Annotated in this window: 24 protein-coding genes and 1 riboswitch; of the genes, 15 read left to right on the top strand and 9 right to left on the bottom strand. The window is 45.4% G+C overall.

The window, feature by feature from the left end; translation table 11 throughout:
• Nucleotides 1-40 precede the first annotated feature (40 nt).
• From BM056_RS12340 to BM056_RS12330, 3 genes are all read left to right on the top strand, one after another.
• Entirely contained in the window at nt 41-694 is a 654-nt protein-coding gene (locus BM056_RS12340; RefSeq protein WP_092471715.1) for a potassium channel family protein, read from the top strand.
• A gap of 31 nt (nt 695-725) precedes the next feature.
• Nucleotides 726-2048, top strand: a complete 1323-nt coding sequence (locus BM056_RS12335) for a TrkH family potassium uptake protein (protein WP_092471714.1) — start codon at nt 726-728, stop codon at nt 2046-2048.
• A 79-nt stretch (nt 2049-2127) separates the two neighbouring features.
• Nucleotides 2128-2325 (top strand): cold-shock protein, encoded by a 198-nt coding sequence (locus tag BM056_RS12330; protein ID WP_092471713.1) that lies wholly within the window; start codon nt 2128-2130, stop codon nt 2323-2325.
• 63 nt (nt 2326-2388) lie between these two features.
• Here the strand turns inward: BM056_RS12330 and BM056_RS12325 are convergent, their stop codons facing one another.
• Nucleotides 2389-2811, bottom strand: a complete 423-nt coding sequence (locus BM056_RS12325) for a gamma-glutamylcyclotransferase family protein (RefSeq protein ID WP_092471712.1) — start codon at nt 2809-2811, stop codon at nt 2389-2391.
• A gap of 214 nt (nt 2812-3025) precedes the next feature.
• Here BM056_RS12325 and BM056_RS12320 point away from each other — a divergent pair, with 214 nt between their 5' ends.
• Nucleotides 3026-4207 (top strand): FprA family A-type flavoprotein, encoded by a 1182-nt coding sequence (locus BM056_RS12320; protein WP_092471711.1) that lies wholly within the window; start codon nt 3026-3028, stop codon nt 4205-4207.
• A gap of 166 nt (nt 4208-4373) precedes the next feature.
• Here the strand turns inward: BM056_RS12320 and BM056_RS12315 are convergent, their stop codons facing one another.
• From BM056_RS12315 to BM056_RS12295, 5 genes are all read right to left on the bottom strand, one after another.
• Nucleotides 4374-4814, bottom strand: coding sequence for a GreA/GreB family elongation factor (locus BM056_RS12315; RefSeq protein ID WP_165613503.1), 441 nt, complete (start codon nt 4812-4814; stop codon nt 4374-4376).
• A gap of 131 nt (nt 4815-4945) precedes the next feature.
• Nucleotides 4946-5458 (bottom strand): hypothetical protein, encoded by a 513-nt coding sequence (locus BM056_RS12310; protein WP_092471709.1) that lies wholly within the window; start codon nt 5456-5458, stop codon nt 4946-4948.
• Between the two features lie 27 nt (nt 5459-5485).
• Nucleotides 5486-6805: a Glu/Leu/Phe/Val family dehydrogenase gene (locus BM056_RS12305; RefSeq protein ID WP_092471708.1), complete on the bottom strand. Its 1320-nt coding sequence runs from the start codon at nt 6803-6805 to the stop codon at nt 5486-5488.
• 160 nt (nt 6806-6965) lie between these two features.
• Entirely contained in the window at nt 6966-7667 is a 702-nt protein-coding gene (locus tag BM056_RS12300; protein WP_092471707.1) for a response regulator transcription factor, read from the bottom strand.
• A 38-nt stretch (nt 7668-7705) separates the two neighbouring features.
• A complete protein-coding gene (locus tag BM056_RS12295) occupies nt 7706-8446 on the bottom strand; it encodes a sensor histidine kinase (RefSeq protein WP_092471706.1) in 741 nt (246 codons plus the stop codon).
• 363 nt (nt 8447-8809) lie between these two features.
• On the opposite strand from BM056_RS12295, the gene BM056_RS12290 reads away from it, so the two are divergent.
• The 6 genes from BM056_RS12290 to BM056_RS12260 all read left to right on the top strand — a co-directional run bounded on the left by BM056_RS12290 (nt 8810) and on the right by BM056_RS12260 (nt 15160).
• On the top strand, nt 8810-9334 hold the full coding sequence (locus BM056_RS12290) for a DUF8052 family protein (RefSeq protein ID WP_092471705.1): 525 nt from the start codon (nt 8810-8812) through the stop codon (nt 9332-9334).
• Between the two features lie 82 nt (nt 9335-9416).
• On the top strand, nt 9417-11063 hold the full coding sequence (locus BM056_RS12285) for a carbon starvation CstA family protein (RefSeq protein WP_092471704.1): 1647 nt from the start codon (nt 9417-9419) through the stop codon (nt 11061-11063).
• A gap of 222 nt (nt 11064-11285) precedes the next feature.
• On the top strand, nt 11286-11927 hold the full coding sequence (gene upp, locus BM056_RS12280; protein ID WP_092471703.1) for a uracil phosphoribosyltransferase: 642 nt from the start codon (nt 11286-11288) through the stop codon (nt 11925-11927).
• Nucleotides 11928-11982: 55 nt separating this feature from the next.
• The gene (gene uraA, locus BM056_RS12275; protein ID WP_092471702.1) at nt 11983-13233 is read left to right on the top strand and encodes a uracil permease; all 1251 of its coding nucleotides are present in this window, start codon (nt 11983-11985) and stop codon (nt 13231-13233) included.
• 72 nt (nt 13234-13305) lie between these two features.
• Entirely contained in the window at nt 13306-14418 is a 1113-nt protein-coding gene (locus BM056_RS12270) for a 4Fe-4S dicluster domain-containing protein (protein ID WP_092471701.1), read from the top strand.
• 349 nt (nt 14419-14767) lie between these two features.
• Nucleotides 14768-15160 carry a hypothetical protein gene (locus BM056_RS12260; RefSeq protein ID WP_092471699.1) on the top strand — a complete coding sequence of 131 codons (393 nt, stop codon included), beginning with the start codon at nt 14768-14770 and terminating at the stop codon, nt 15158-15160.
• Nucleotides 15161-15217: 57 nt separating this feature from the next.
• Here the strand turns inward: BM056_RS12260 and BM056_RS12255 are convergent, their stop codons facing one another.
• Together BM056_RS12255 and BM056_RS12250 are read right to left on the bottom strand one after the other, a co-directional pair.
• A complete protein-coding gene (locus BM056_RS12255; RefSeq protein WP_092471698.1) occupies nt 15218-17071 on the bottom strand; it encodes a SulP family inorganic anion transporter in 1854 nt (617 codons plus the stop codon).
• Between the two features lie 282 nt (nt 17072-17353).
• Complete coding sequence (locus BM056_RS12250; protein ID WP_092471697.1) at nt 17354-17578, bottom strand: hypothetical protein; 225 nt, start codon at nt 17576-17578, stop codon at nt 17354-17356.
• Nucleotides 17579-17913: 335 nt separating this feature from the next.
• A riboswitch (cyclic di-GMP riboswitch) is annotated at nt 17914-17999 on the top strand.
• Between the two features lie 328 nt (nt 18000-18327).
• On the opposite strand from BM056_RS12250, the gene BM056_RS12245 reads away from it, so the two are divergent.
• The 3 genes from BM056_RS12245 to BM056_RS12235 all read left to right on the top strand — a co-directional run bounded on the left by BM056_RS12245 (nt 18328) and on the right by BM056_RS12235 (nt 22607).
• A complete protein-coding gene (locus tag BM056_RS12245; RefSeq protein WP_092471696.1) occupies nt 18328-19041 on the top strand; it encodes a sensor histidine kinase in 714 nt (237 codons plus the stop codon).
• Nucleotides 19042-19061: 20 nt separating this feature from the next.
• Nucleotides 19062-20516, top strand: coding sequence for a sigma-54-dependent transcriptional regulator (locus tag BM056_RS12240; RefSeq protein ID WP_092471695.1), 1455 nt, complete (start codon nt 19062-19064; stop codon nt 20514-20516).
• A 489-nt stretch (nt 20517-21005) separates the two neighbouring features.
• Nucleotides 21006-22607, top strand: a complete 1602-nt coding sequence (locus BM056_RS12235) for a methyl-accepting chemotaxis protein (RefSeq protein ID WP_238456441.1) — start codon at nt 21006-21008, stop codon at nt 22605-22607.
• A 127-nt stretch (nt 22608-22734) separates the two neighbouring features.
• On the opposite strand, the gene BM056_RS12230 is transcribed toward BM056_RS12235, so the two are convergent.
• Complete coding sequence (locus BM056_RS12230) at nt 22735-23073, bottom strand: metal-sensitive transcriptional regulator (RefSeq protein WP_238456440.1); 339 nt, start codon at nt 23071-23073, stop codon at nt 22735-22737.
• Between the two features lie 312 nt (nt 23074-23385).
• Between BM056_RS12230 and BM056_RS12225 the strand changes: the two genes are divergently transcribed.
• Both BM056_RS12225 and BM056_RS12220 read left to right on the top strand, forming a co-directional pair.
• Nucleotides 23386-23640 (top strand): sulfurtransferase TusA family protein, encoded by a 255-nt coding sequence (locus BM056_RS12225; protein ID WP_092471693.1) that lies wholly within the window; start codon nt 23386-23388, stop codon nt 23638-23640.
• A gap of 2 nt (nt 23641-23642) precedes the next feature.
• A complete protein-coding gene (locus BM056_RS12220; protein ID WP_092471692.1) occupies nt 23643-24071 on the top strand; it encodes a hydrogenase iron-sulfur subunit in 429 nt (142 codons plus the stop codon).
• Nucleotides 24072-24074 lie beyond the last annotated feature (3 nt).

Genomic DNA, 24074 nt, shown 5'->3' with positions numbered 1-24074 from the left:
TCCTGAATTCTGAATACTTGGTTAGCACGGAGGATATTTAATGAAAGATAAGCAGTTTGCTGTAATTGGGCTGGGGCGTTTCGGAACGAGCCTTATTTCGGAGCTAAGCCGAATGGGTTATGATGTACTGGCTATAGATAATGATGAAAATACTGTCAACGCGGCTATTGAAATAGCCGCCCATGCCGTGCAGATGGACGCCACCGACGAACAGGCTTTAAAGTCAATTGGTATCAGAAATTTTGACGTGGTGGTGGTATCCATAGGCGAACATATTCAGGCGAGTATCATGACGACTTTGATCCTTAACGAGCTTGGGGTTAAAAAAGTGGTGGCCAAGGCCCAGAACACCATGCATGGTAAAGTTTTGGAAAGAATCGGGGCCAGGGTGATTTACCCTGAAAGGGATATGGCGGTAAAACTGGCGCGGTCGATGGTTTCGAACAATATACTTGACCAGATTGAGCTGTCGCCGGACTACAGTATCATGGAGATGATGGCCCCCAATTCGTTTGCCGGCAAGAGTTTGGTGGATATAGGGGTTCGCAACAAATTGGGAGTAACCGTGCTGGCCGTCAGGCGCGGCGGTGATATCATTGTGGCTCCTACTGCGGCACAATTAATAAATGAGGGCGATGTTCTGGTGGCGCTGGGAAAAAACGAAAAATTGCAGCGTTTGATCGAACTGGAATAATCAGCAAAAGAGAGCAAAAGAGGTCGCATTTATGCTAAAATTGAACCGTTTAAGCCCGCAACAATTACTCGTTTTAGGCTTTCTGGCAGCTATTATTACAGGTAGTGTTTTGCTCAGCACGCCCTGGGCGGTAGCGGACGGAAATATTGATGTATCTGCTGCGGTTTTTACTGCAACATCTGCGGTTTGTGTAACAGGTTTGGTTGTGGTTGATACGGGAACTCACTGGACCTTTTTTGGGCAGCTGGTGATTTTGCTCCTTATCCAGGTGGGCGGTCTCGGAATTATGTCTTTTGCCACCTTCTTTGCTTTACTGTTGGGCAAGAGAATTCAAATAAGGCAAAGATTGATTATGCAGCAAGCTCTGGGCAAAAGCAGCATTGAAGGTATTGTCAATATTTTCAGGTACCTACTAATATTTTCCTTTTGTATCGAATTGGCGGGAGCATTTATTCTGGCTCTGCACTGGCTGCCGGCCATGGGATTTCCCAGGGCTTTGTGGTTCGGCCTGTTTCATTCGGTTTCGGCCTTCAACAACGCGGGGTTTGATATATTCGGTAACTTTTCCAGCCTCACCGCTTTCACCGCGGACACGGTGGTAAATTTGGTCATATCAAGCCTGTTTATCATTGGCGGCATAGGTTTTGTCGTCATATACGAGATTTATAAGTATAAACAAAACAAAAGATTTTCTTTACACTCACGGGTCGTTTTAATCACCACTGCCGGTTTAATCATTGCCGGAACGCTGATAATATTTGTTTCCGAATATAATCATGCTTTTCGTCAAATGACCCTGGAAGGAAAATTTTTAGCCTCCTTTTTCCAGGCGGTAACTCCCAGGACTGCCGGTTTTAATACCGTAGATCTGAATTCTCTGCTTTTATCCACCCAATTATTGATCATTTCCCTGATGTTCGTGGGTGGTTCGTCGGGCTCAACTGCGGGAGGAATTAAAACTTCCACTTTTGCTGTTCTGGGGCTGGCTATTTACAGCATTTTAAAAGGTAAGCGGGATACCGAAGTATTGGGGAGAAGAATTGCCCACCAGGAAGTTGCCAGGGCGCTGGCGATAGCGCTGCTTGGTTTGTTTTTAATTTTTGTGGTGACTTTTCTGGTTGCTTTAACGCACCAGGCCGATTTTATTAAGGTGCTGTTTGAAGTAGTTTCGGCCCTGGGCACGGTTGGGCTGTCTTTGGGACTTACTACGGAATTAAACCAGCTTGGCCGAATCCTGATTATTGTTACTATGTTTTTCGGCAGATTAGGGCCGCTGACAATCGGCTATGCCCTTGCTTACCGCCAAAGGCAGCCGGAAGTGCGCTACCCTGAGGGGAAAATTATGTTAGGCTAAAGTAATTTTCACCTGGATGAAATAAATTTGTTAGAATGGGCAATACTATTGGTAGTTTAAACTACAGGAGGAATTGATTTTGAAGGGTACTGTAAAATGGTTCAACGACAAAAAAGGTTATGGGTTCATTGAAAATGAAGACGGTACGGATGTATTCGTCCATTTTTCTGCCATACAAGCAGCAGGGTACAAATCGTTAAACGAGGGACAAAGAGTTGAATACGATGTAGTTGACGGCCCACGCGGCCAGCAGGCTTCCAACGTTCAGATGATCTAAAACAGATCTAAAACTATTGATACAAAAAATAAAATAGATCCCGGGGATATCATCCCCCGAGATCTATTTTTTTGTTTTTAAAAAGTTCATCCAGTCACCATCATAGATGATCACACCGTTTTCCTTAAGCCACAGGGCTTTAGAAGGAGGCCACAGGTACATGTGAGCTTTAACTTTTGCACCTGTTTCAAGGTTTTCCACGTCCACGATCCTTCTTACCAGGTAACTTTGGCTTTCTATACCCGTAAATTTCTGAATATCATCAATTTCCGGTAAGACTACGCGCAATTCGTCGGAGTCATAAAGCACTCCCTTAACCTCACCCTTGCCTTCCAGCACAACCGGGTAACCGTCTTCGGGCAAGTAATACATGATTCCTTCCGCCCTGGCTGGATAATACTCCGGCTGGCATTTTTCTAAAAACCGTTTGTAGTTATCCAGGCCGGGGAGCAGGGTGCCGAAAACAAAAAGCTTGTTAATATACATAGCTTTTCTTCCTTCCTTTGCCGAACAAAAATTATTAAATATGTTCTTGATTTAGGCTTTAAATCCTGCCATGTTTTAAAAATCATATTTAGGATAATATAAGGACTAACCTGGGTATAGTTAAGAAAACTTTAAGGTTTTTGCAAATTATCATTAATGTTTGCCCATTATACTACCATTAATTCGCCAGTCTTTCTAAAAGGAGGAGCAATAAATGAAACCTGTTGAATTAAAGCCCGGGATTTACTGGGTGGGAGGAATCGATTGGAACCTGCGTTATTTTCACGGTTATGTGACACCCAGAGGGACAACCTATAACGCTTATTTAATAGTAGATGAAAAAATTACGCTGGTGGACACGGTCAAGCATTACCTTTGCGATGAAATGCTGGACAGGATTAAGCAAATCATTGACCCGTCCAAGATAGATTACATGGTCTCCAATCACGTGGAAATGGACCATTCCGGCAGCCTGCCCAAAATAATGGAGCTTGCGCCCAATGCCCAGCTGGTGACTTCTCCCCAGGGCCAAAAAGGGCTTAAGCGGTACTACAAAAAAGACAATTGGAATTTTAAGGTGGTTAATTCCGGTGAGGAGCTTAGCATCGGTTCCCGCACTTTAAAGTTTGTTCACGTGCCGATGGTCCACTGGCCGGACTCTATGGTAACCTATATCCCCGAAGAAAAACTGCTGCTGCCCAATGACGCTTTTGGCCAGCATATTGCCAGCGCCGAGCGCTTTGATGACCAACTCGGCTGGGAGATTGTGCACGAGGAAGCCGCAACTTATTACGCCAATATCGTACTTCCTTATGGCGATAACGTAAACAAAGCCCTTGATGTGGTTACCCGGCTGGATATCGATATGGTTGCCCCCAGCCACGGTGTCATCTGGCGCTCTTTGATTCCTAAAATTGTTCCGGTCTACCGCAAATGGGCCGGTAATGAAACCGATCCCAAAGCATTGATTGTTTATGATACCATGTGGGATTCCACCAGGAGGGTGGCCCTGGCGCTGCAGGACGGGTTGGAGGACGCAGGCGTCCCGGTTACCATGCGGTTTTTGCAAACCAATCACATCTCTGAAATTATGACCGACCTTTTAACCGCCCGGGCCATTTTAATTGGGACGCCTACCTTAAATAACGGCATGCTGCCCACCGTGAGCGCTTTCCTCACCTATATCAGGGGACTAAGGCCTAAAAAACGCATTGGACTTGCTTTTGGCTCATATGGCTGGGGCGGCCAGGGCGCCAAGGAGGTTGCCGGCGTCATTAAAGACATGGGCTGGGAAACACCGCTTGACTTTATCAACATCCAGTACCGCCCCGATGGACAAGAATTGCAGGGTGTACGGGAAACAGGTAAAAAGCTGGGTGAAATGATTACTAATTAAAATATGACAAAAGTGGAATACGGGGGCGGGTAGCGTGTTCCACTTTTTTTTATCGCTATTCTGGGTGCAGATTAATTAATAACCTTTGGCTCTCTTGTCTGTTTGTACTTCTATCACTAAGCGGAAAGCCGCAGGTTTTCATTGAGGGTTATGTGTAGGATTGTTCCTAATTAAAAGTAATTGATTCAATGACGTAATTGTATACTCCGCTGGGTGTATTTACAGAAACTTTATCTCCGGGGCATTTTAAAAGTAACGCCCTGCCCATCGGCGATAAATAAGAGATGCTGTTATCTGTATTGATGTTGTAAGGATTACAAATAAGATGTTGATATGTTTCATGCGTTTCAGTATCCTTAATACTGATTATGCTGCCGATGCTGACAAAAGGAAATACATTTTCAGATTCGTCGGTTATTTTAATGTTTTTAATAAGCTGGTCGACCTTTTTAACATATTCGTCAATTAATTCCTCTAACTCTATTTTTTCTTTTGTTTTGCGGGGAAAAAAATCATCTAGGATATTTTTTTTGTTTTCCTCCAGGAATAGCAGCTGCGACAATAAATTGGAAAAGGCCGAAGGTGTTAAAGTAAGTTCTTTGTTCACAATAAATCCTCCCCTTGATTTTCTACATTAAATTAGCATTTATTACTTTAAAATAAATGGGCACCTGCTTCTAAGCCAAGCGCCCACGTAAAGGAAAGATATAAAGAACAAGTTAAATACACTTTGCCATGCTACATCCCAATAATAGAAGTATCTGTATTTAATTTTGCCGGTGGCAAGTGAATGCCTAACAGCATCCCGGAGCGTTGTAACAAGTCCTGCCGGTCAATGAGCTCAATCAACATAAATATCTGCAAATCCTTGGCCCGCTCCTCCATGACCCGTTTATATTCAGTCAATAATCCCTGACATAGGTCATTGATCAATGAACTGATGGCCGCTGTTTTTCGTTTCGCTAATATTACCAGGTATAGTGATTCACTGTGTGAGACTTTTCGCTCCTCATGTTCACCCAATATATATCCGTTAACAAGTAAAGGATCTGCCTTACATAGCAATTCCCAGGTCTTTTTAGCTACGGCGTATCTAAAATAGCTATGAGTTAATGGATTAAGCTGGCGCAACTTATCTACTGTTTCTTCCATATTGCCCTGGGTTGTCTTTTCAGCAGCGTATTTAATGGCGTGTTCAATAATTTCCTGATAGCAATTTGATGCCTTTACGCTGTTACATAGTTCCGACATGAATCATAACCTCCCAGGAATACTGTTCTAATAATTATCTGCATTCTTTTTAGCTGAGTTCCAGCCACGCAGCATGGCTGCATCGGCTACCTTGCCCATGGCAATTACATAGGCGGCTTGGCGCAAACTCAGACCGGTTTCTTTTTTAACTTTCAGTATAGTGTTCAGGCTTTGCAGCATTTTTTGGTCCATACGGTTGATTACTTCCTTGTGGCTTAGACTCAGGCCACTTAAGTTTTGAGTCCATTCATAGTAGGACACTACAACTCCGCCTGCGTTAGCCAGTATATCGGGGACCACCTGAATACCTTTCTGCTCTAAAACCAGGTCGGCGGCTGGAGTAACCGGCCCGTTAGCTGCTTCTATCACGAAATTAGCTTTTACCGACCGGGCGTTTTGCTCAGTAATCTGGTTTTCCATAGCAGCCGGGATCAGCAAAGTAACCTCAAGGCCTAACAAAGCATCATTGGAAATCTTTGTAAGTCCTTTTTCGTAATAACCGCTGAGAGTTCCTTGGGGTGAAGCATTAACATATTTCATGGCCTTCTCAATGGATACCCCGTCCGGTTTATAATAACCCCCGGTGATATCCGAGACCGCCACAATCCTGCAGCCTGCCTGAGCGAGTCTGGCTGCAGTCCATGAACCTACTTTGCCAAACCCCTGAATGGCAACCGTGGCATGACTGGGGGAAATGTTATTCTCCGCCAGCATCGCCAAAGCGATTTTAGCTACACCATATCCGGTAGCCTCAAGCCGCCCCAGACTTCCTCCAATACTGATGGGCTTGCCGGTCACCACTGCCGGGTGATGACAGCCGCTTTGCCGGTTATACTCATCTAAGAACCAGGACATGACAAGTTCATTCGTTCCCACATCAGGTGCGGGTATATCTTTCTTGGGCCCGATGAATGCCATAATTGAGTCTGTGTATTGCCGGGTTACTCTCTCCAGCTCGCAAACGGACATGGTTGCGGGATGGCAAATTACACCACCCTTGGCCCCTCCATAAGGGATATCAACCAGGGAGCACTTCCAAGTCATCAAAGAGGCCAAGGCTTTTGTTTCCTCCATTGTCACTGAAGGATGGTAACGGATGCCGCCCTTGTAGGGTCCCCTGGCGCTTGAATGCTGAACACGATAACCGGTAAATATGCTGGTGGACCCGTCGTCCATAGTGACCGGAAACGATACTTTAATCTCTTTTTCCGCAGTGCTTAACAAGATTTTAGAACTATCATTCAGTTTGAGAAATTCAGCCGCACTATTAAAATATTTATTAACACCAGCTTCCAAATCAAGGACTTCCAATGACAAAGGTTTTTGCGTTAAAGCGTTTTCCAACATTATGACAAATCCTCCTACACCGGTTTCTTCTAAAAATTTCATTTTCATTATAGGAAAATTGTCATAAATAAATCATAAATAAATGAACGAAAGTATAAAGAATACATAAAAAAACCCTACTTAGTAATAAGTAGAGTGTAAAATAAGCGTGATATTGTTGTTAGTCGTTGTCATTTGACAGGTAATAGCCAATACCGTGTTTGCTGATGATATATCGGGCATTTGATGGATCATCTTCTATTTTTTTGCGCAGGTTACTGATGTAACCCCTTAGATATTGTACCTCATTACGGTATTCAGGTCCCCAGACCCATGTCAGCAAATCTTCATGAGGAATTATTTTGCCGGCATGCTGAGCCAGGTGATATAAAACCTGATATTCGGTAGCTGTAAGTCCAACTTCAATGCCTTTAACAAATACCCTGCGCTGTGCAAAATTGATTACCAAATCATTGCAAATGAATCTGGGGCACGTGACAGTAGTGGCTATTGGCGAGGATCTGCGTAATACAGCCTTGACACGTCTGATCAATTCTTGAACACTAAAGGGTTTGGTTAAATAATCGTCCGCGCCGACATCAAAACCACGAACCCGGTCATGTTCACGGGCCTTACTTGTCAGCATGATGATGGGAATAGTTGAAAATTGGCGGATTCTGCTGCAAACCTGATAGCCGTCCATATCACCGGCCAGCATGATATCCAGTATGATTAAATCGTAATTGGCAGCTTCGAGAAGGTCTAAGGCCATTTTGCCGTTGTATGCTTCATTTACTTCATATCCGCTGGCGATAAGATTAACTTTAACCAGTCGTACAAGACGCGGTTCGTCGTCAACCACCAGAATCCTGGCTTTTTTCAAAGAAACCCCCCCCAATACGAACATGCCGTCTTTAATAGTTAGTAAGGCAGCGAAAAGTAAAAAATGGCTCCTTCATTTGGCTTGCTCTTGGCCCAGATTCGACCGCCATGGCTAATGATTATTTGGCGTGCCATGGGTAAACCCAATCCAAGGCCCTTATTCTGCTCATCGGTACCGTTATTGACCCTGAAGAATTTTTCGAATAGCATATTAAGGTGTTCTTCGTCAATACCGATTCCCTGGTCGGCTATAGATATGATTACTTCGTCAAAGGTTATTTCACCTTTAATAACTAATAGGGTGTTGGCCATAGAGTACTTAACCGCGTTTTCAATTAAGTTGCGTAATACCCGTTCGATTAGTAAAGCATCGGCGTTAACCAGTGGAAAAGGTTCCGGTATCAGGACATGAAAAGTATGCTGCTTGTTTTGATATATGGCGTCATTAAGTATTCTTTTTATCATTTGTGGTAGTGATATTGGTTTTTTATTAAGTTCAATTTCGCCTTTCCAGCTTAAGGTTGTGGATTCCAGCAATTTAGAGATCAGGCTTTCCAGAAAATCTGTTTCTTCAATAATGATTTTTAAAAACTCTCTTTGGGTTTCAACATCCCATGATACATCTTCTCTCAGCAGGGTGGTGGCATAGCCCTTTATGGAGGATAAAGGCGTTCTCATGTCATGGGAAAGCCCGGCCAGTATTTCCAGCCACATCTGGGTAATGTTCTCAAAGAGGCTATTATCTGACGTGCTCTGGCGAACTTCTTTATGGATATTCATACTTTAATGCGCCCCCTCTTTGTTAGATTAAACACCCTGCAAGTGCGGCGTGCCGGAATAGCTACTCGTCAAAACGTAACACAATATAAGGAAGGTGTCAACGCGGTTTTTACAAGCCAGTCACAAAATTCCGGTCTTAAATTTAAAAGCGTCCAGTTTGCGTAAGCCGCCTCCAAGGTTAAAAAACTTAGGGAGTTGTTAAAATTCAAAAAGCCTGCATTTGATGCAGGTTTTTTGAATTTTAAGGTGCTTATTTCAACATTATAAACACTTTTCCGGGTCATATTGCAGGTAAATAATTAATATAATATTCTGAAATCTTTACTTATATTACTAAATGCGTATCCAAGTGGGGGATTGCAGATGAATCTGGAACAATATCTTAACTGGTTGGCGGATAGGTACGCCGGTTATTTCGACGTGGAGCGAGAGAGTGTTATATTGGGGCATAGCTTATCCATTTATGCCTTCTCGAATATCAGGTGCGATAAGTATTTTGCCACAAAAAAGATTTCCCTGGGTGGTTATGAAAACATAGAACACTGCCTGGTGGCCGGGCACCGTCAGCAAGTAGATTCCAATGGGTTTGAGGCTTTTATCCACTTGTTAGTCAAGGCTGCTAACGAACTGGTTACACCGCATCACGAGCACATGTCCACTATGATTACTGGGGTACTTGTGTCGGAAAAGGGCTTTGTACCGGAAATAATCAACCAGTCGAAAAGATTTAGTTTTGGCCGCACTTATCGTTTCGGCTTGCAGGGTTGGAGTCAGGTACACCTGATTCTCGTGGACCTTGCCGCAGGTCAGATCCACGCAAATAAAAAAGGTAGGGAGGTGGCACGTAGTTACCTGATGCCGCCATCGGTAAAAACGGTCGGCAGGTAATATTAAGGAGGTATATACCGGGCACAACCAATTGCCTGACAGAAACGGTGTTGCGGGATTATAAATAAAGGGGAGTGATAAATTGAGTGCCAGTATACTGATAATAGTGTCCATATGTGCCTTCTTTTTGGCGTATCTTACTTACGGTGCATTTCTGGCCAAAAAACTGGGCCTGGATCCAACAAAACAAACTCCTGCACACAGCAGGCGCGACGGGGTGGACTATATTCCGGCCAGGGCACCGGTGTTGTTGGGACATCACTTTGCTTCTATAGCCGGGGCTGCCCCCATTATTGGTCCGGTGACTGCGGCGGCTTTTGGGTGGGTTCCGGTAGCTTTGTGGATCATCTTTGGCGGAATATTCATCGGTGCAGTGCACGACTTTACCTCGCTGGTGGCCTCGGTGCGCCACGGCGGCCGGTCTATCGGAGAAATCATCAATGACAATGTGGGTCCTACGGGTAAAAGGCTGTTTGGTATCTTCGCCTGGCTGACCTTGGTTTTGATTATCGCAGTTTTTGCTATTGTAATTGCCAATACCTTTGTTGCGGTGCCCGCTGCTGCTTCTGCTTCTACTCTTTTCATGATTATCGCTATTATTTTCGGCTTTACAATTTACCGGGGCAACGCGTCGTTGGCTGTTTCTTCCATTGTCGGTGTTGCGCTTTTGATTGTGGCTATCTGGCTGGGAAATATGTTTCCCCTGGCATTAAGCTTTAACATCTGGGTGGTCGTTTTGTTTATTTACGCGTTCGTCGCTTCGGTTACACCGGTGTGGATACTACTTCAGCCCAGGGACTATCTGAATTCATTTTTGCTCTACGGTATGATTGCCGGTGCGTTAGTCGGACTTTTAATTTCCAACCCCACCATTCAACTGCCCGCCTACACTGGCTTTAAAACCGGGTTGGGCTACCTGTTCCCGGTGTTGTTTGTCACCGTGGCCTGCGGTGCCATCTCAGGATTCCACTCACTGGTGGCTTCTGGGACCACAGCCAAGCAGCTGGACAAGGAAACGGACGCTCGGGTGATCGGTTACGGCGGCATGCTGATTGAGTGCGTGCTGGCCACCATAGCCATCATCACCGCGGCCGTCTTGCTGCAGGATAATTATGTCGAAGCCATGAAATCCGGCGGTCCGGTGGCCCTGTTTTCTGCAGGTGTGGGCGGTTTTCTGACCAAGCTCGGCCTATCTCAGCAGGTAGGCACCTCCTTTGCTGCCCTGGTGGTCTCAGCTTTTGCTTTGACCACCCTGGACACCGCCACCCGCTTGGCACGGTTTATTTTTCAGGAATTTTTTACCGAAGTCAAGCAGGACTCTCAAGACGCCGTCAGTTCAGCAAAAGGCGGCGTGCTTTCTAATATGTTTGTAGGAACGGGAATTTCGGTGTTTTTGGGAGCTTTGCTGGCCTTGAGCGGTGAGTGGAATAAAATTTGGCCTATTTTTGGTTCTGCTAACCAACTGTTGGCGGCTCTGGCCCTGCTGGCCGTATCCGTCTGGCTGGCCCGGATGGGTAAGGACAATAGCTTCACCAAGTATCCGATGGTCTTTATGTTTTTGGTTACATTAAGTGCGCTAGGCATAACGATAATGCAAACCTTAAACGCTGGTAATTACCTGCTGATGATAATTGCCGTGCTCCTGTTCATACTGGCTGTTGTGCTGGCCTACCTCGCCAACGTGGCCCTTAAGGATGCCGCGTCGGGGCAGAATACCATAGGCGCCTAAACAGTAGTGTTACCCGTGAACAAAGCAGGGAAAAAGGGACAGTAACTCTGTCCCTTTTTTTATATGTTTGTCTGGCATGATTTTTTATCTTTAAGGAATTGATCCGGGGTTTCCAGGAGAATATTTAGATGTAAAACTTGTTTGGCCAACAGGATAATGGTAGCTATTGTCGAATTAAAGTATGATTTTTGTTTAATAATAATTATTCAACGGAGGTAAAAAATGAGTTCTTTGCACATTATTGATCACCCGCTGGCGGGTGACTGCCTGAGGATTCTTCGCAACAGGCAGACCGGCACCAGGGATTTCCGCAGCGCTATGGATAAACTAAGCTTGGTTTTAGCCGTAGAAGCTACAAAGGATTTAAAATATTCCCAAGAAACTGTGATTACGCCGCTGGATACCGGGGCCGACTGCCTGCGGGTTCAGGATGACAGGGTGCTGCTGGTGCCAATTCTAAGGGCGGGGCTGGGTTTCTTGAATTCTTTCCTGCAAGTTCTCCCGGAAGCAAAAGTTGCCCATATCGGAGTATCCAGGGACCATGATACCCTTGAAGCCTGCCCTTACTGCAACTCGGTTCCTCCGGAATCTGATGGTAGTTTCGACACCATCTTTGTGCTTGATCCAATGCTGGCGACCGGCAACAGCAGTGTTAAAACTCTGGAAATGATCATTGAAAAAGGATATCAGCCCGGGCAAATTAAGCTGGTCTGCGCAGTTTCAGTTAAAAAGGGTATCAATCAGGTGCACAGCCGCTATCCTGAGATCAAAATTTTAACAGCAGTGGTTGATGCCGAACTGAACGAAAAGGCATATATCGTGCCGGGCCTCGGGGACGCCGGGGACAGGCTTTACTTGCTTTAAGCGTTATTGATAATCGTCAGATAATCGTCGTTACATATCATTGGAGGGATGAAATTTGACCAAGAGGACCATCCAGGTTGAGGAAAAACTGCCGTTTTTACAAACCTTGCCCCTCAGCCTGCAGCACCTTTTTGCCATGTTCGGGGCCACTGTTCTGGTGCCGATATTATTTAAAGTCGACCCGGCCACCATACTTTTATTTAACGGTATCGGTACGCTGCTGTATTTATTAATTTGCCGGGGCGGTATTCCCGCTTACCTTGGCTCCAGCTTTGCCTTTATTTCCCCTGTTACTCTGGTATTGTCCAAATATAGTTATGAAGCGGCTCTGGGTGGTTTTATCATCGTAGGGCTTGTTTTTTCTGTGGTGGCCTTAATCATTTGGGTTGCCGGTACCGGTTGGATTAATGTTGTTTTTCCACCTGCGGCCATGGGCGCCATTGTGGCTGTAATAGGCTTGGAACTGGCTCCGGTTGCGGCGGAAAGTGCCGGACTGCTTGCCCAAACCCCTGATCCCAAAGTTATTGCCGTTTCCATGTTTACGCTGGCGGTAACTATTTTGGGTTCGATTATATTTCGCGGGTTTCTGGCGATTATCCCTATTTTGTTTGGTATGATCGCAGGTTATATTCTGGCTTTTTTCGTGGGCCTGGTGGATGTCACGCCGATTTTGCAGGCCCCGCTATTTGCTGTTCCCACTTTTTATAAGCCGGAGTTTAACCCTGCCGCCATTGCCATCATCATTCCCGCCGCGCTGGTAGTTATTGCCGAGCATATCGGCCATTTATTTGTTACCGGAAATATTGTGGGCAGGGACCTGTCCCAAAAGCCCGGCCTGCATTTTTCCCTGTTGGGCAACGGCATTTCCACCATGCTCTCCGGCTTTTTCGGTTCCACTCCCAATACCACTTACGGTGAAAACATAGGTGTTATGGCCATTACCAGGGTTTACAGTGTCTGGGTAATTGGCGGGTCCGCAATCCTGGCTATTTTACTTTCTTTTGTCGGTGTACTGGCCGAGGCTATCAGGAGTATTCCCTGGGCGGTAATCGGCGGCGTATCCTTGTTGCTTTACGGTGTCATCGCGGCCTCAGGCATTCGTATCTTGCTGGAATCCAAAATTGATTACAGCAAGCCCAGAAATTTAATTTTAACCTCTATCGTATTGATTATCGGGATCAGCGGGGCCCATGTGGAATTAGGTGCGGTGAGCTTAAAAGGGATGGGGCTGGCTACGGTGGTATCAATTATGCTCAGCTTATTAATTAAAATTCTCGATACGGTAGGCTTGACTTCGGATAGGTAAAAAAATCCTTTTATGCCTTTGTTGTTTACAATATAATTAATTAAAATATAAAGCGGTCTGGAGGTTGGTTGTATGGGTCACTTAATTGATTCCAAGGAAGCGGTCTACCGGGCTCTGGCAGAGCGGCTGAATAAAAACCCTGTTGGCGCTCCGGTAAATGAAACTCTGATGGAAATACTTTACCGGCTGTTTAGCGAAAGCGAGGCCGAGGTGGGCGGTAAATTCCCTCTATTGCCGATGACGCTGGAAAGAATCGCAGGCGCCGCCGGTTATAAAGAACAGGACATGGCCGGGATACTAAACGGCATGGCGGATAAAGGCCTGGTGATGGACCTGGCGCGCCGGGACGGAACGTATTACATGCTGTCGCCTATGGTGGTGGGATTCTTTGAATACACCTTTATGCGGGTCAGGGAAAACCTTAATATGAAAGAAATGGCTGAGCTTTTTGAAAAATATTTTAACAACGAAGCTGTGCGGGAAGAATTTTTCGGCGGGGAAACCAAAATGTTTAAAACACTGGTTTATGAGAGCCTTATTCCCGCTGCTGTCGAAACCGAGGTATTGGATTACGAAAAAGCCTCTCAAATTATACGCGAGTCGGGCGGTGGTTCCCTGGGCATGTGCTCCTGCCGGCATAAAGCCAGTCACTTGGGCAAGGCGTGTGATGCCCCTGTAGAAGACGTTTGCACTTCGTTGGGTGGTGCCGCCAAATGGCTGATTAGCCGGGGGCTGGCCAGGCCGGCTTCTGTTGATGAATTGTTAAGGGTGCTGGACCGGACTGAAAAGCTGGGCCTGGTGCACCTTGGCGATAATGTGCTGAATAAGCCCACGTATATCTGTCACTGCTGCGGCTGTTGTTGTGGAGTTTTAAGCTCCATCAACAAAGCAGGAATCATGTCGGTACACCCCAGTAACTTTATTCCTGAAGTCGATATTGATAAATGTACAGGCTGCGGCACCTGTGCCGAGAGCTGTCATATAAATGCCGTTGCTTTGGCGACAGGAGCGGACGGTGATGAAATAGCGGCGGTGAATAACGAATTGTGCATCGGTTGCGGTGCCTGCGCATCGGCCTGTCCCACCGGCGCGCTGACCATGTCCCGCCGGGCGGTGCTGCATGTTCCCCCGGCCAACAAGCAGGAACAGTTCCTGCGCATCGCCAAAGAGAGAGGCAAGCTTTAAAATTAACGGTATAAAACAAAACAACTAGGGCTTTAGAGCCATACAAAAAGTGGTTGGAGGAATATTTTTTTTCCAACCACTTTTTATTTAATTATTTATTTACTTTTAGGCTTATTATTGCCTTGTTTGGCACTATTGCTATAGGAAGATATTGTCAACAGGCGCCGGGCGGCATTGCCGGCCCGTTTTTGTTTGGCCGGCTGCAGGAATTGGTTTTTATGCAAGAAAGTACAATGGCAAATCAATGGTAAAAAGTTTGCTTGTTATATTCAAATCACTTAATATATATAAGCAGGCCGAAAATTAATTAGCCAGGCCCAAAAACTAATTGACAGAAAGGTGAGGCAGAATGAAAAAAGTTTTGATTTTAGTACTGGCTTTGGTGTTTTCACTAAGTATCGCGTCAGCCGCGTTCGCTTATTCCAATAATTATTCCGGTTATGTTAACGGCAATAGCGGTTGGGTTAGCAATGGCCAGCACGGCCATTATTGGTCCGGTGACTATGGCAGCGGTAGTTATTTTGATTTCGGCGGTCGTAATGTGATTTATGCAGGTAATCGCTGGACTGACTGGGATAGAGACGGCGATTTCTACTACTACCTTGATGACAATGGGCAGCACCATTATTTCTACATGGACCCCGACCGTGACGGTAAATGGTACCGTTATCGCGACCACAACGGCAATGTGCAGTACTATTATAACAACAGCTGGCACAAAGCTTATATAGTAATTAGGTAATTAACATAAAACCCTCCCTTTTTTATAACGCGGGAGGGTTTTCTTGTTAATTGACGGTTAATTCCTGCCGAAAGCCTGGGTTTTTAACATCTCAGCCTGGTAGAAGGGCTCCTGAAGGAACTTTTCCATCCAGCCGGAGATCCTTTTAAACGGTGAAACTGCTGCAGCCGCGGGGATTGCCGCGACTTTTTCGGCTGTTTGGACAACCGGTTCGGGCAGGCTGATACCCTTCAATAAAACCTCGGCCCGGCGCAAGGAGTTCTTCAGTGACTTGAAAACTTCGTTTTCAGCAAAAAAGATATTGCTTTCTCCAACGTGGCCAATCATATGGCACCGCTCCATTTTTTCTTTGAGCTCCCGGCGGACGCCGCACAGTAAAACTTTTCTTCCTTCTCTATGAACACGGGCGATAAAGTTTTCCAGTGTTTCCATGGCGGTGATGTCCATCATGGTAACTGCTTTAAATTCTAAAATATATACCCCTGCGGTGCCATAGGCGTTGGCAAGCTTTTCATCAAGGTCGGATGAGTTGCCGAAAAACAAATTGCCTTCCAGTTGAATAATGGAAATTGGTGCATGAGCGGTTCGCTGGATGTCGGTTTCGATAAAACTGTCATCTTTTTTCAGCGGCGAAAGCATGCGGACTGAAGCGTTCCCATTGTCTTTGAGGAATAAAAACAGTGATATCAAAATGCCGCCGTAAATGGCATATTCCAGTTCAGGTGCCAGGATGGTTGTAACAAAAGTAACTGTCATTATTGCTGCGTCATTTTTGTTGGATCTAAAAACTTTTTTAAATGCTTCTTTGTCGACCATGGAGTAGGCAACGACCATGATTACGCCAGCCAGTGCCGCATTTGGTATGAATTTGGCAAATGGAGCCATAAATAACAGAATCACCATGACCAGAACGCCTGCCAGCACTCCGGACAACCTGGTTACGGCTCCGTTTTGAAAGGTGATGGCCGAACGGGTGAATGAGCCGGAACCTGCGATGCAGCCAAAAAAGGCTCCACCCATGTTAGCTACGCCCTGTCCGATAAATTCCTGGTTGGAATCGAGTTTTTGCATTGATTGTGCTGATATAGCCTTGGAAATAGAGACGGCCTCCACCAGGCCGATAACTGCAATAACCAACGCGCCATTCATCAGTTCCCCGATATTATGCAAGTTAAAGTTTAGCATAGTGAAGGGAGGGATTGCCGATGGTATTTCTCCCGTCAACTTAATGCCGTAACGGTCCAGACCCAGCGTCATCACCAGGATTACGCATATAACCAGGCTAAGCAGCGCACCGGGAATATTTTTATTAATTTTTTTAGCGGTTACTGAAACAACTATTGTAAGCAATCCCAGGCCCAGGGCGTAATAATTTAACTCTCCGATGTGCCCGAAAGTTGCTGCAACTTTATCCAGGGTGGAGTGACTGCCTTTCTCCAGTGATATGCCAAGCAGTTGGTTAAGCTGGCCAAGGGCGATAATAACACCTGCCCCGGCAGTAAAGCCGACGATGACGGAATGGGACACATAATTAACCAGTTTTCCCAGTTTAAAAACGCCCATGGAGAATTGGATAACGCCAGCCAGAAAGGTTAGCATAAACAGCATTTCAAAAAAATTGGGCTTTCCGACATAAACACTCATGTTGCTGGCTATGAGCAGCGAGATGGCGTTGGTTGGCCCTGTCGCCAAATGATTAGAGTTGCCGAACATGGAGCCTAAAATTGAAAGGACAATCGCGGAATAAAGCCCGTAAACCGGTTCTACACCGGCAATAATGGCATAAGCCATTGACTGTGGCAGCGCAACTACGGCGACTGTTAATGCGGCAATGAAGTCAAACCTGAAATGTTCCTTTTTGTATGTACTTATTGTTTCAACAATAGGGATGAATTTTAAAACACCTTGCAAAAAAACGCGCCTCCTTAACGGGTTAAATAATTCACTTTAAGCATTACTGAATGAATTTCAATAATCCTGCAACAACTCATAAATAATCATAGGTTTTTATTGTATTGTGAAGGTTGGTACATAATTGCAGCCTATTTTATTGCAAGGAGTAAAGCGATGTGGCTGGCTCAAGATTTGCCGCGCTGTATTTGTAATAAAAAAGTAAAGTGAATATACCGGAAAGCAAAAAAAGCTATCTACGCTGCACTGCGTAATAGCCTTTAGGATTTCAACTTCACATAATCAAATAATCTTTTTCAATTTTTTAGCTAACACTGCGTTATCCGCCGCATAGTTTTCGCAGGGTAAAGTCATTTCGCCAACCATGCCTTCAACACCATGATTAAACAATTCCATTTCCATTGCCCGCGCTGTTTTCAGCATTGCCAGCACGCTAAAACATTCTACCCCGTTCTTATACATACATGTTTCACAAGGAGCCTTAATTTTTTTGGTTTTGCATAGCACTTGCATCACCTTCTTTTTGTTAACCTGTGATAATTGTAACAAACATGGTGGTGATGTGCAAGTATTTTGTATACAAAATACCAAAGTTGTTTTCTTTAAATTTTTCTTAATTAATAGAATTTTGGACAGGCAATTTTAAGATAGAGGGATCGAACAAACGTAACGTTACAATCACAAAGAGATGAATGTATATTGCTATAGTCGTTTAATAGTAATGTCCAATTTTTGTGCGAGTATACGATTTTGTTTTACAATATTGTATATAGCTTATTTGTTATGATAGCTTGTCGACACGAAATGCTACAACTCGCCATATGGCGAGTTTTTTGCATTAATAGCGGTTTGGGTAACCCAGCCGTAAGGTTGAGGTATAAAGCTATGGACCTAATGCTTTAAAAGCTATGACTACCAGGCTGCTAAAACATTAAAAAGGATTATAAAAATACAAAAACATTTACATTTGAATAGTAAAAATCTTACAGTTCTAATAGACAGTAGGATTTTTTTAATAACCTATTACCATAAGCTGTAAATGCCCGGTTTTCCAAAGGGTATTTACAGCTTTTTCAAGAAATTAAGGAATAATTGTAGAATTAAGGGGGAATTTTGTTTGAATTATGCTGATATGTCCAAGGAGCAGCTTATCAATGATTTGCTGGAAAAAGATCAAATAATAAAAGAGTTGCAAAAAGGTTATAAAAAAAAATCTTTTATTCGCAGCTTATGAAGCGGCGCTGGCCGAGGCCAGAATGAAAGCTAACCGGGCGGAAAGGCTGGCCTCTCTGGGAACTCTTGCCGCCGGGGTGGCTCATGAAATCAACCAGCCCTTAAATTCTTTAAAAATGATGGCCGATTCTCTGCTTTACTGGTATTCAATCGATGGAACCCTGGATTTAAGCGAGGTGGTTGAAGAACTAAGTAAAATATCCAGCCAGGCTGAACGTATCGGAGAGATTATCAACCGCATGCGCGGCTTTGTAAGAAGTGAAAACAACGCGCAAATTGATCACTGCGACTTGAATGAAGCGGTGGAGGACGCTTTAACCATGTTCGGATGTCAACTTTCCTCGCACGGAATTAAGGTAAGAAAAACTTTGTTTCACCCGATCCCACTTATTATGGCCGACAAAAAGAAACTGGAAGAAGTGGTTATTAACTTGACCGTAAATGCCATGCAGGCGCTGGATACAACGAGTAAGCCAAATAAAGAAGTTTTAATCGCCACCTATGTTGAAGATAACGTAATACTTGAAATCAGTGACAATGCTACAGGGGTGGATAAAAATATTGCGCATAAAATATTTGAGCCCTTTTTTACCACCAAGGAAGCGGGAGTAGGCATGGGGTTGGGATTATCAATTGCTCATTCCATTGTCTCCTCCTTTGAAGGGCGGATTTATGTTAAAGAAAACCACATGGGCGGCGCCACATTCAGAATTAAATTTCCTGTGGCCAAGCCTTGATTTGCGGGAGTTGCTAGCTTATGAATATCCTTTTAGTTGAAGACGATATAGACAGCCGCGTTACCCTGTCTAAATTCTTACATAGGCTCGGCCACTATGTGGAGGAGGCTGATGACGGGTTGGAAGCGCTGAGTTTGTTTAATAACGGATATTTCCACATGATTCTTACTGATTTAAAAATGCCTAAAATGTCTGGTATTGACCTGCTGAAAAATATTGCAACAGGTTATCCGGACCGGGAAGTGGCCATGGTTCTTTTTACCGGTCACGGTGATTTAAATTCGGCCATTGAAGCTATAAGAGCAGGGGCTTACGACTATCTGCTTAAACCGGTTGATATTAAGGAGTTGGCGGTTTTAGTAGATCGTATTGCCAAATATCAAAATTCGAAAAAAGAAAACATAGTTTTAACTGAAAGGTTCAAAAGTAAAGTTAAAGCCGCTGCCGGAGCAACAAGGAATGATTTAGTCCGGATTAAAAAGTCCCATGCCGAGCAAGCGGGTATCGGCGGAATCGGTATTTTTTCCGAAGTAATGACGGGTATTTTTGAACAGGCAAAAAAGTTTAACAGTGACCGGTCAATACCCGTTTTGATCCAGGGAGAAACGGGGATAGGGAAAGAAGCGGTGGCCAGATACATCCATTATGGCAAGGATATCGTCACTTTACCGTTTGTGGATATCAACTGCGCAGCGATTCCCCCCAATATATTCGAAAGTGAATTATTTGGCTATGAGGCGGGCGCTTTTACAGGAGGTCTGCAAAAAGGGCAAAGGGGCAAGTTGGACCTGGCCGATGGGGGAACATTATTCCTTGATGAGATCACTGAACTGCCACTGGAACTTCAAGCCAAATTGCTGCGTGTGATCCAGGAAAAAGAGTACTACCGGGTAGGCGGGCTGAAAAAAATGAAGGCAGATTTGCGGATTATTTGCGCGACCAACGCGGATATTGAAAAAAGGCTAGAGCAGGGGCGCTTCAGGCAGGATCTTTATTACCGCATAAATATTGGCCGAATTATAATACCCCCGCTGCGAGAAAGACAAAATGAGATATTGCCGCTGGCTAAAATGTTTATCAAAAGGTTTGCCCAAAAAAGAAACAAAAAGTTTGTTGGTATCAGCAATAAAGCAGCATCCGCTCTGCAGTCTTATCACTGGCCCGGTAATGTCAGGGAGCTGAAAAACACTATTGAATATATTGTTTTTATGTATGATGACAATGAATTGAAAATCGGGCACCTTAACGCTATACCTCAGTTTCAAAACGCGCGTGATGCTAGTGACAGCGGCGTGACTCCCGTTACTTTTGACAACTGCCCACTTCCGCCGGACAGGCTGGATTTGGCTGATTTAAATAAGATGCTTATCCGCCGGGCGTTGGATATGCATAACGGGAATAAGACCAAAACAGCCGAATATCTTGGTATGTCAAGGCGTATGCTACAATACCGGCTGGATCGTTTGGGAAAATGATGAGTGAAAATGAAATCCCGCCCCGGGGCAAAATTGTATGACGGTACAATTTTGTTTTACCAACTTGTATACATGATTCATTATAAACAAAAAACGACAAGATATAGCAAGGCTCGCCATGTGGCGAGCTTTTTGCAATAGATAGCCTCTTGAAAATAATTCTTTTCAAAACAGGAAGGATTGCTGATGAAAAACCTTTGCAACCTTATTCTTAGCAGTGAAAATTGGCTTGTTGACAGAAAGGAGAGGACATACCTTTGGAATTTGTATTTTGGCCATTGCTGATGCCTATGATGCCATGACCAGCCAAAGGGTCTTACCGGGAGGCTATGTCCCGTGAAAAAGCTCTGGACGAGTTAATCAAGTGCGCCGGTATTCAATTTGACCCTCAACTGGTACAAGCATTTAGCAAAGTAATGAGATACAAAAAAGGCTATAGTTAAGAAATTACTGTTATGAGTTTAAATTTGCGCTTCACGAGATAATGAATTGATAAAACAAGTTATGTTTTTATGCGAGGGGGATCCTAAAATGAAAATGACTATCGGGATGAAAATCGGCGGCGGTTTTGCTTTGCTGATTCTCTTTATGGCTGCCGTAGCGATCCAGTCGTTCCTTATAATGGGGAATACGATCTCGAATGCCTCCGATGTCGGCCAGCGTGTGGTACGCCTGAGTCTGGACTATCAGATCAACGATACTTTTAAAGAGTTGTCAAGAGATATACGGGCTTATCTTCTCTACGGCGACCAGAAGTACTATAACGAATACGAACAGGATATCAAGGAAACGCAGTCCCTGCTGGAGAAACGGCTCAATAATTGTACCGCCCAGGCCCGGCCCCAACTGGAGGAAGTTCTCTCTAAAGTCACCGAATACAACCGGCAGATTGATGGCCGCGCCATTCCTCTAGTCAGGGAAGGTAAGCTCCAGGAAGCTGTTATTGAGGCCCAAAGCGTTGCTTCGTATGCCAGTGACGCTGAAGAGATTCTAGCCAAACTGATTAAGGAAAATGAACAAAAGACCACCGGCGTTGTGGATAAAATGCAATCCGGTGCCGCCGGCGGCCGCTCCCGGGTCATTTTGATCAGCGTGCTGGCCCTGGTTGCCGGTATCCTCATCGCAGTGTTAATAACCCGCATGATCACCCGCCCGATCCTGGCCACTGTGCATGAGGCGGGCCGTATTGCCGAAGGCGACCTGACGGGTGAGGAGCTGGTGGTGCGCACCCGTGACGAGATCGCCCGCCTGGCCGAGGCGTTCAACCGCATGCGGGCAAACTTGCGCGAGGTTGTCGGCCAGATAATCCAATCTGCCGGGCAGGTGGCCGAATCATCCTCCCAGCTTGCCGCCCAGGCTGAGCAGACCGCTGCCGGGGCGAACGATACGGCTTCTACTATGAGTGAAATGGCCTCGACTGTCGATCAGGTTACCGGGAACGCGCAGAATGTTTCGGCAGCGGCCGAGCAGGCCGCGTCCCGGGCCGCTGAAGGTGCCGGGGGCGTTGAGCGGGTTATCGGGCAAATGAAGGCCATTGAGCAGTCAGCAGCCAATGTTTCTACCGCCATCAATGCTCTTAATCATACGACAGGCCGAATTACCCAGATCTTGGACCTGATTACCCAAATTGCCGACCAGACGAACCTGCTGGCCCTAAATGCCGCTATTGAAGCCGCACGCGCAGGGGAGCACGGCCGCGGTTTCGCCGTCGTCGCCGAAGAAGTCCGCAAGCTGGCCGAACAGTCGGCCAGCGCCGCCAAGGAGATCTACGAACTGATTACCACGGTTCAGGACGAGTCCGGGAAGGCGGTTGAAGTTATGGCTGCCGGGGCGGCGGAGGTTGCGGAGGGGAGCAAGGTGATCAGCGAAGTTGGGGCCAACATCAAGGCAATTAACTTTGCCATTGAGGATGTTGCGCGGCAGGTCCAGGAGATGGCTGCTGCAACGGAAGAAATATCAGCCGGCGTGCAGAACGTTGCCGGCACAACAGAAGAGCAAACATCAGCAATGGAGGAAGTCTCTGCTTCAACTGAGGAACTTACCGTGCTGGCCGGCGAGCTGGACAGGCTGGCGGAGCGCTTCCGCGTGTAGGGCACCGAACGCCTATGTGACCTAGCCGGTACCATGTATTTGACATAAAAGTATTTAAACAAAACTTTTGAATAAATTTTTGTAAAATCCTTCAGGTGGTAAAGGAAACCAAATGAAGGATTTTATGTTAAGAAAACTTTTTAAAAATACTCATAAACTCGTTCAGCGATGCATTAATGTCGTTATTTTGGCTGAGGTCGCTTTTAATTTTATCAGCCAGGTGGCAGGCTAGCACAGTTGCGCCTACCCGGTTGACCGCCGCCTTGATGGCTGTAAGCTGGATTACGATGTCACCGCAATCGCGGCAATCCTGTACCATCTTATGCACACCACGAACCTGTCCTTCAATCTTTTTCAACCTGCTGAGCACTTCGGCCTGCATGGACGGGTCGCCGGCAGTTATCATCTTATCTATACATTCCCTTGATGTTTCCCCGGTACTTTCATTGCTTTTAGCTCTGGGCATAATAACACTCTCCTGCTAAGTTATGGTTTAAGAATACCCCCTCTGGGTATCAATTAAATTATAAACAAAATCTGTAACCAATACAATATAAAACTCCAACTATAATATAGATAATTTGGGGTTGACAATAGTATGTCCGGTGTAGTAATTTTATATAAAGATACCCATAGGGGTATGGGTATAGAAAAAATAAGCGTCCAATATGTTTGGGCCACGACCCCAATGACAGAAACTTCAAAAAAGAATAGTGTTGGATACCCTGGTAAGGTATCAAATCTTAAATTTAATTAACTAATTAAGGAGGACGATCAAATGACACCTGAAGAGCTGAAAAACATTAAAGCGGACAAGGTTGTGGACGCAAGAGGCACATCTTGCCCGGGTCCGATCCTGGCGGCGAAAAAAGCAATCGCGGAAATCCAGCCCGGACAAATCATGGAGGTACTGGCCTCCGACGCAGGCACCAAAAAAGATCTGCCGGCCTGGTGCAAAAAGACCGGCAATGAGTTCCTCGGCATGGTTGAAGACGCCGGTGACCTTAAACTGTACATTAAAAGGATGAAGTAAATATGGCTGAAACAACCAAAGCAGGCAAGGGTTTTGCTCCGAAAATCCTTGCCTTTTCAACAAACAACATTTCCGACCCGGGCATTGACCTGGCGGGCAGCTCCCACATGCACTACCCCCCTACGGTAATGGTAATCAGCATGCCCTGCACCAGCGGCATCAAGCCCGAGTGGATATTACACGCTGTGCGAAAAGGCTTCGACGGAATATTTATTGCCTCTGACGGTGAAGAGTGCGCTTATCTGCCGGACTGTGCGGAAAGAGCTTCCCACATTGTCAAAAGAGCACAGGCAATGCTCATGGAAAACGGGTTTGAAGCGGAAAGAATTAAAATGGCGGCGATATGTTCCGTTTGCGCCGAGCCTTTTACCAACCAGATTAAAGACTTTTCCGAGAAGATAAAAACTCTCGGACCTGCCAGGAAGGGATAAAGC

It is taken from the genome of Desulfotruncus arcticus DSM 17038 (genome assembly GCF_900113335.1).
Lineage (GTDB): Bacteria > Bacillota > Desulfotomaculia > Desulfotomaculales > Desulfallaceae > Desulfotruncus > Desulfotruncus arcticus.
Note: the sequence above shows the minus strand (reverse complement) of the source record. Positions and strands in the feature narration are given on the sequence as shown.

What these genes read in the sequence shown, in the direction of transcription:
- BM056_RS12270 (WP_092471701.1), top strand. Translation starts at nt 13,306, where the DNA reads ATGGGTCACTTAATTGATTCCAAGGAAGCGGTCTACCGGGCTCTGGCA.
- BM056_RS12230 (WP_238456440.1), bottom strand. Translation starts at nt 23,073, where the DNA reads ATGCCCAGAGCTAAAAGCAATGAAAGTACCGGGGAAACATCAAGGGAA.
- BM056_RS12220 (WP_092471692.1), top strand. Translation starts at nt 23,643, where the DNA reads ATGGCTGAAACAACCAAAGCAGGCAAGGGTTTTGCTCCGAAAATCCTT.
- BM056_RS12245 (WP_092471696.1), top strand. Translation starts at nt 18,328, where the DNA reads ATGAAAGCTAACCGGGCGGAAAGGCTGGCCTCTCTGGGAACTCTTGCC.
- BM056_RS12310 (WP_092471709.1), bottom strand. Translation starts at nt 5,458, where the DNA reads ATGTCGGAACTATGTAACAGCGTAAAGGCATCAAATTGCTATCAGGAA.
- BM056_RS12295 (WP_092471706.1), bottom strand. Translation starts at nt 8,446, where the DNA reads ATGAATATCCATAAAGAAGTTCGCCAGAGCACGTCAGATAATAGCCTC.
- BM056_RS12260 (WP_092471699.1), top strand. Translation starts at nt 14,768, where the DNA reads ATGAAAAAAGTTTTGATTTTAGTACTGGCTTTGGTGTTTTCACTAAGT.
- BM056_RS12225 (WP_092471693.1), top strand. Translation starts at nt 23,386, where the DNA reads ATGACACCTGAAGAGCTGAAAAACATTAAAGCGGACAAGGTTGTGGAC.
- BM056_RS12305 (WP_092471708.1), bottom strand. Translation starts at nt 6,805, where the DNA reads ATGTTGGAAAACGCTTTAACGCAAAAACCTTTGTCATTGGAAGTCCTT.
- BM056_RS12240 (WP_092471695.1), top strand. Translation starts at nt 19,062, where the DNA reads ATGAATATCCTTTTAGTTGAAGACGATATAGACAGCCGCGTTACCCTG.
- BM056_RS12320 (WP_092471711.1), top strand. Translation starts at nt 3,026, where the DNA reads ATGAAACCTGTTGAATTAAAGCCCGGGATTTACTGGGTGGGAGGAATC.
- BM056_RS12340 (WP_092471715.1), top strand. Translation starts at nt 41, where the DNA reads ATGAAAGATAAGCAGTTTGCTGTAATTGGGCTGGGGCGTTTCGGAACG.
- BM056_RS12325 (WP_092471712.1), bottom strand. Translation starts at nt 2,811, where the DNA reads ATGTATATTAACAAGCTTTTTGTTTTCGGCACCCTGCTCCCCGGCCTG.
- BM056_RS12335 (WP_092471714.1), top strand. Translation starts at nt 726, where the DNA reads ATGCTAAAATTGAACCGTTTAAGCCCGCAACAATTACTCGTTTTAGGC.
- BM056_RS12290 (WP_092471705.1), top strand. Translation starts at nt 8,810, where the DNA reads ATGAATCTGGAACAATATCTTAACTGGTTGGCGGATAGGTACGCCGGT.
- upp (WP_092471703.1), top strand. Translation starts at nt 11,286, where the DNA reads ATGAGTTCTTTGCACATTATTGATCACCCGCTGGCGGGTGACTGCCTG.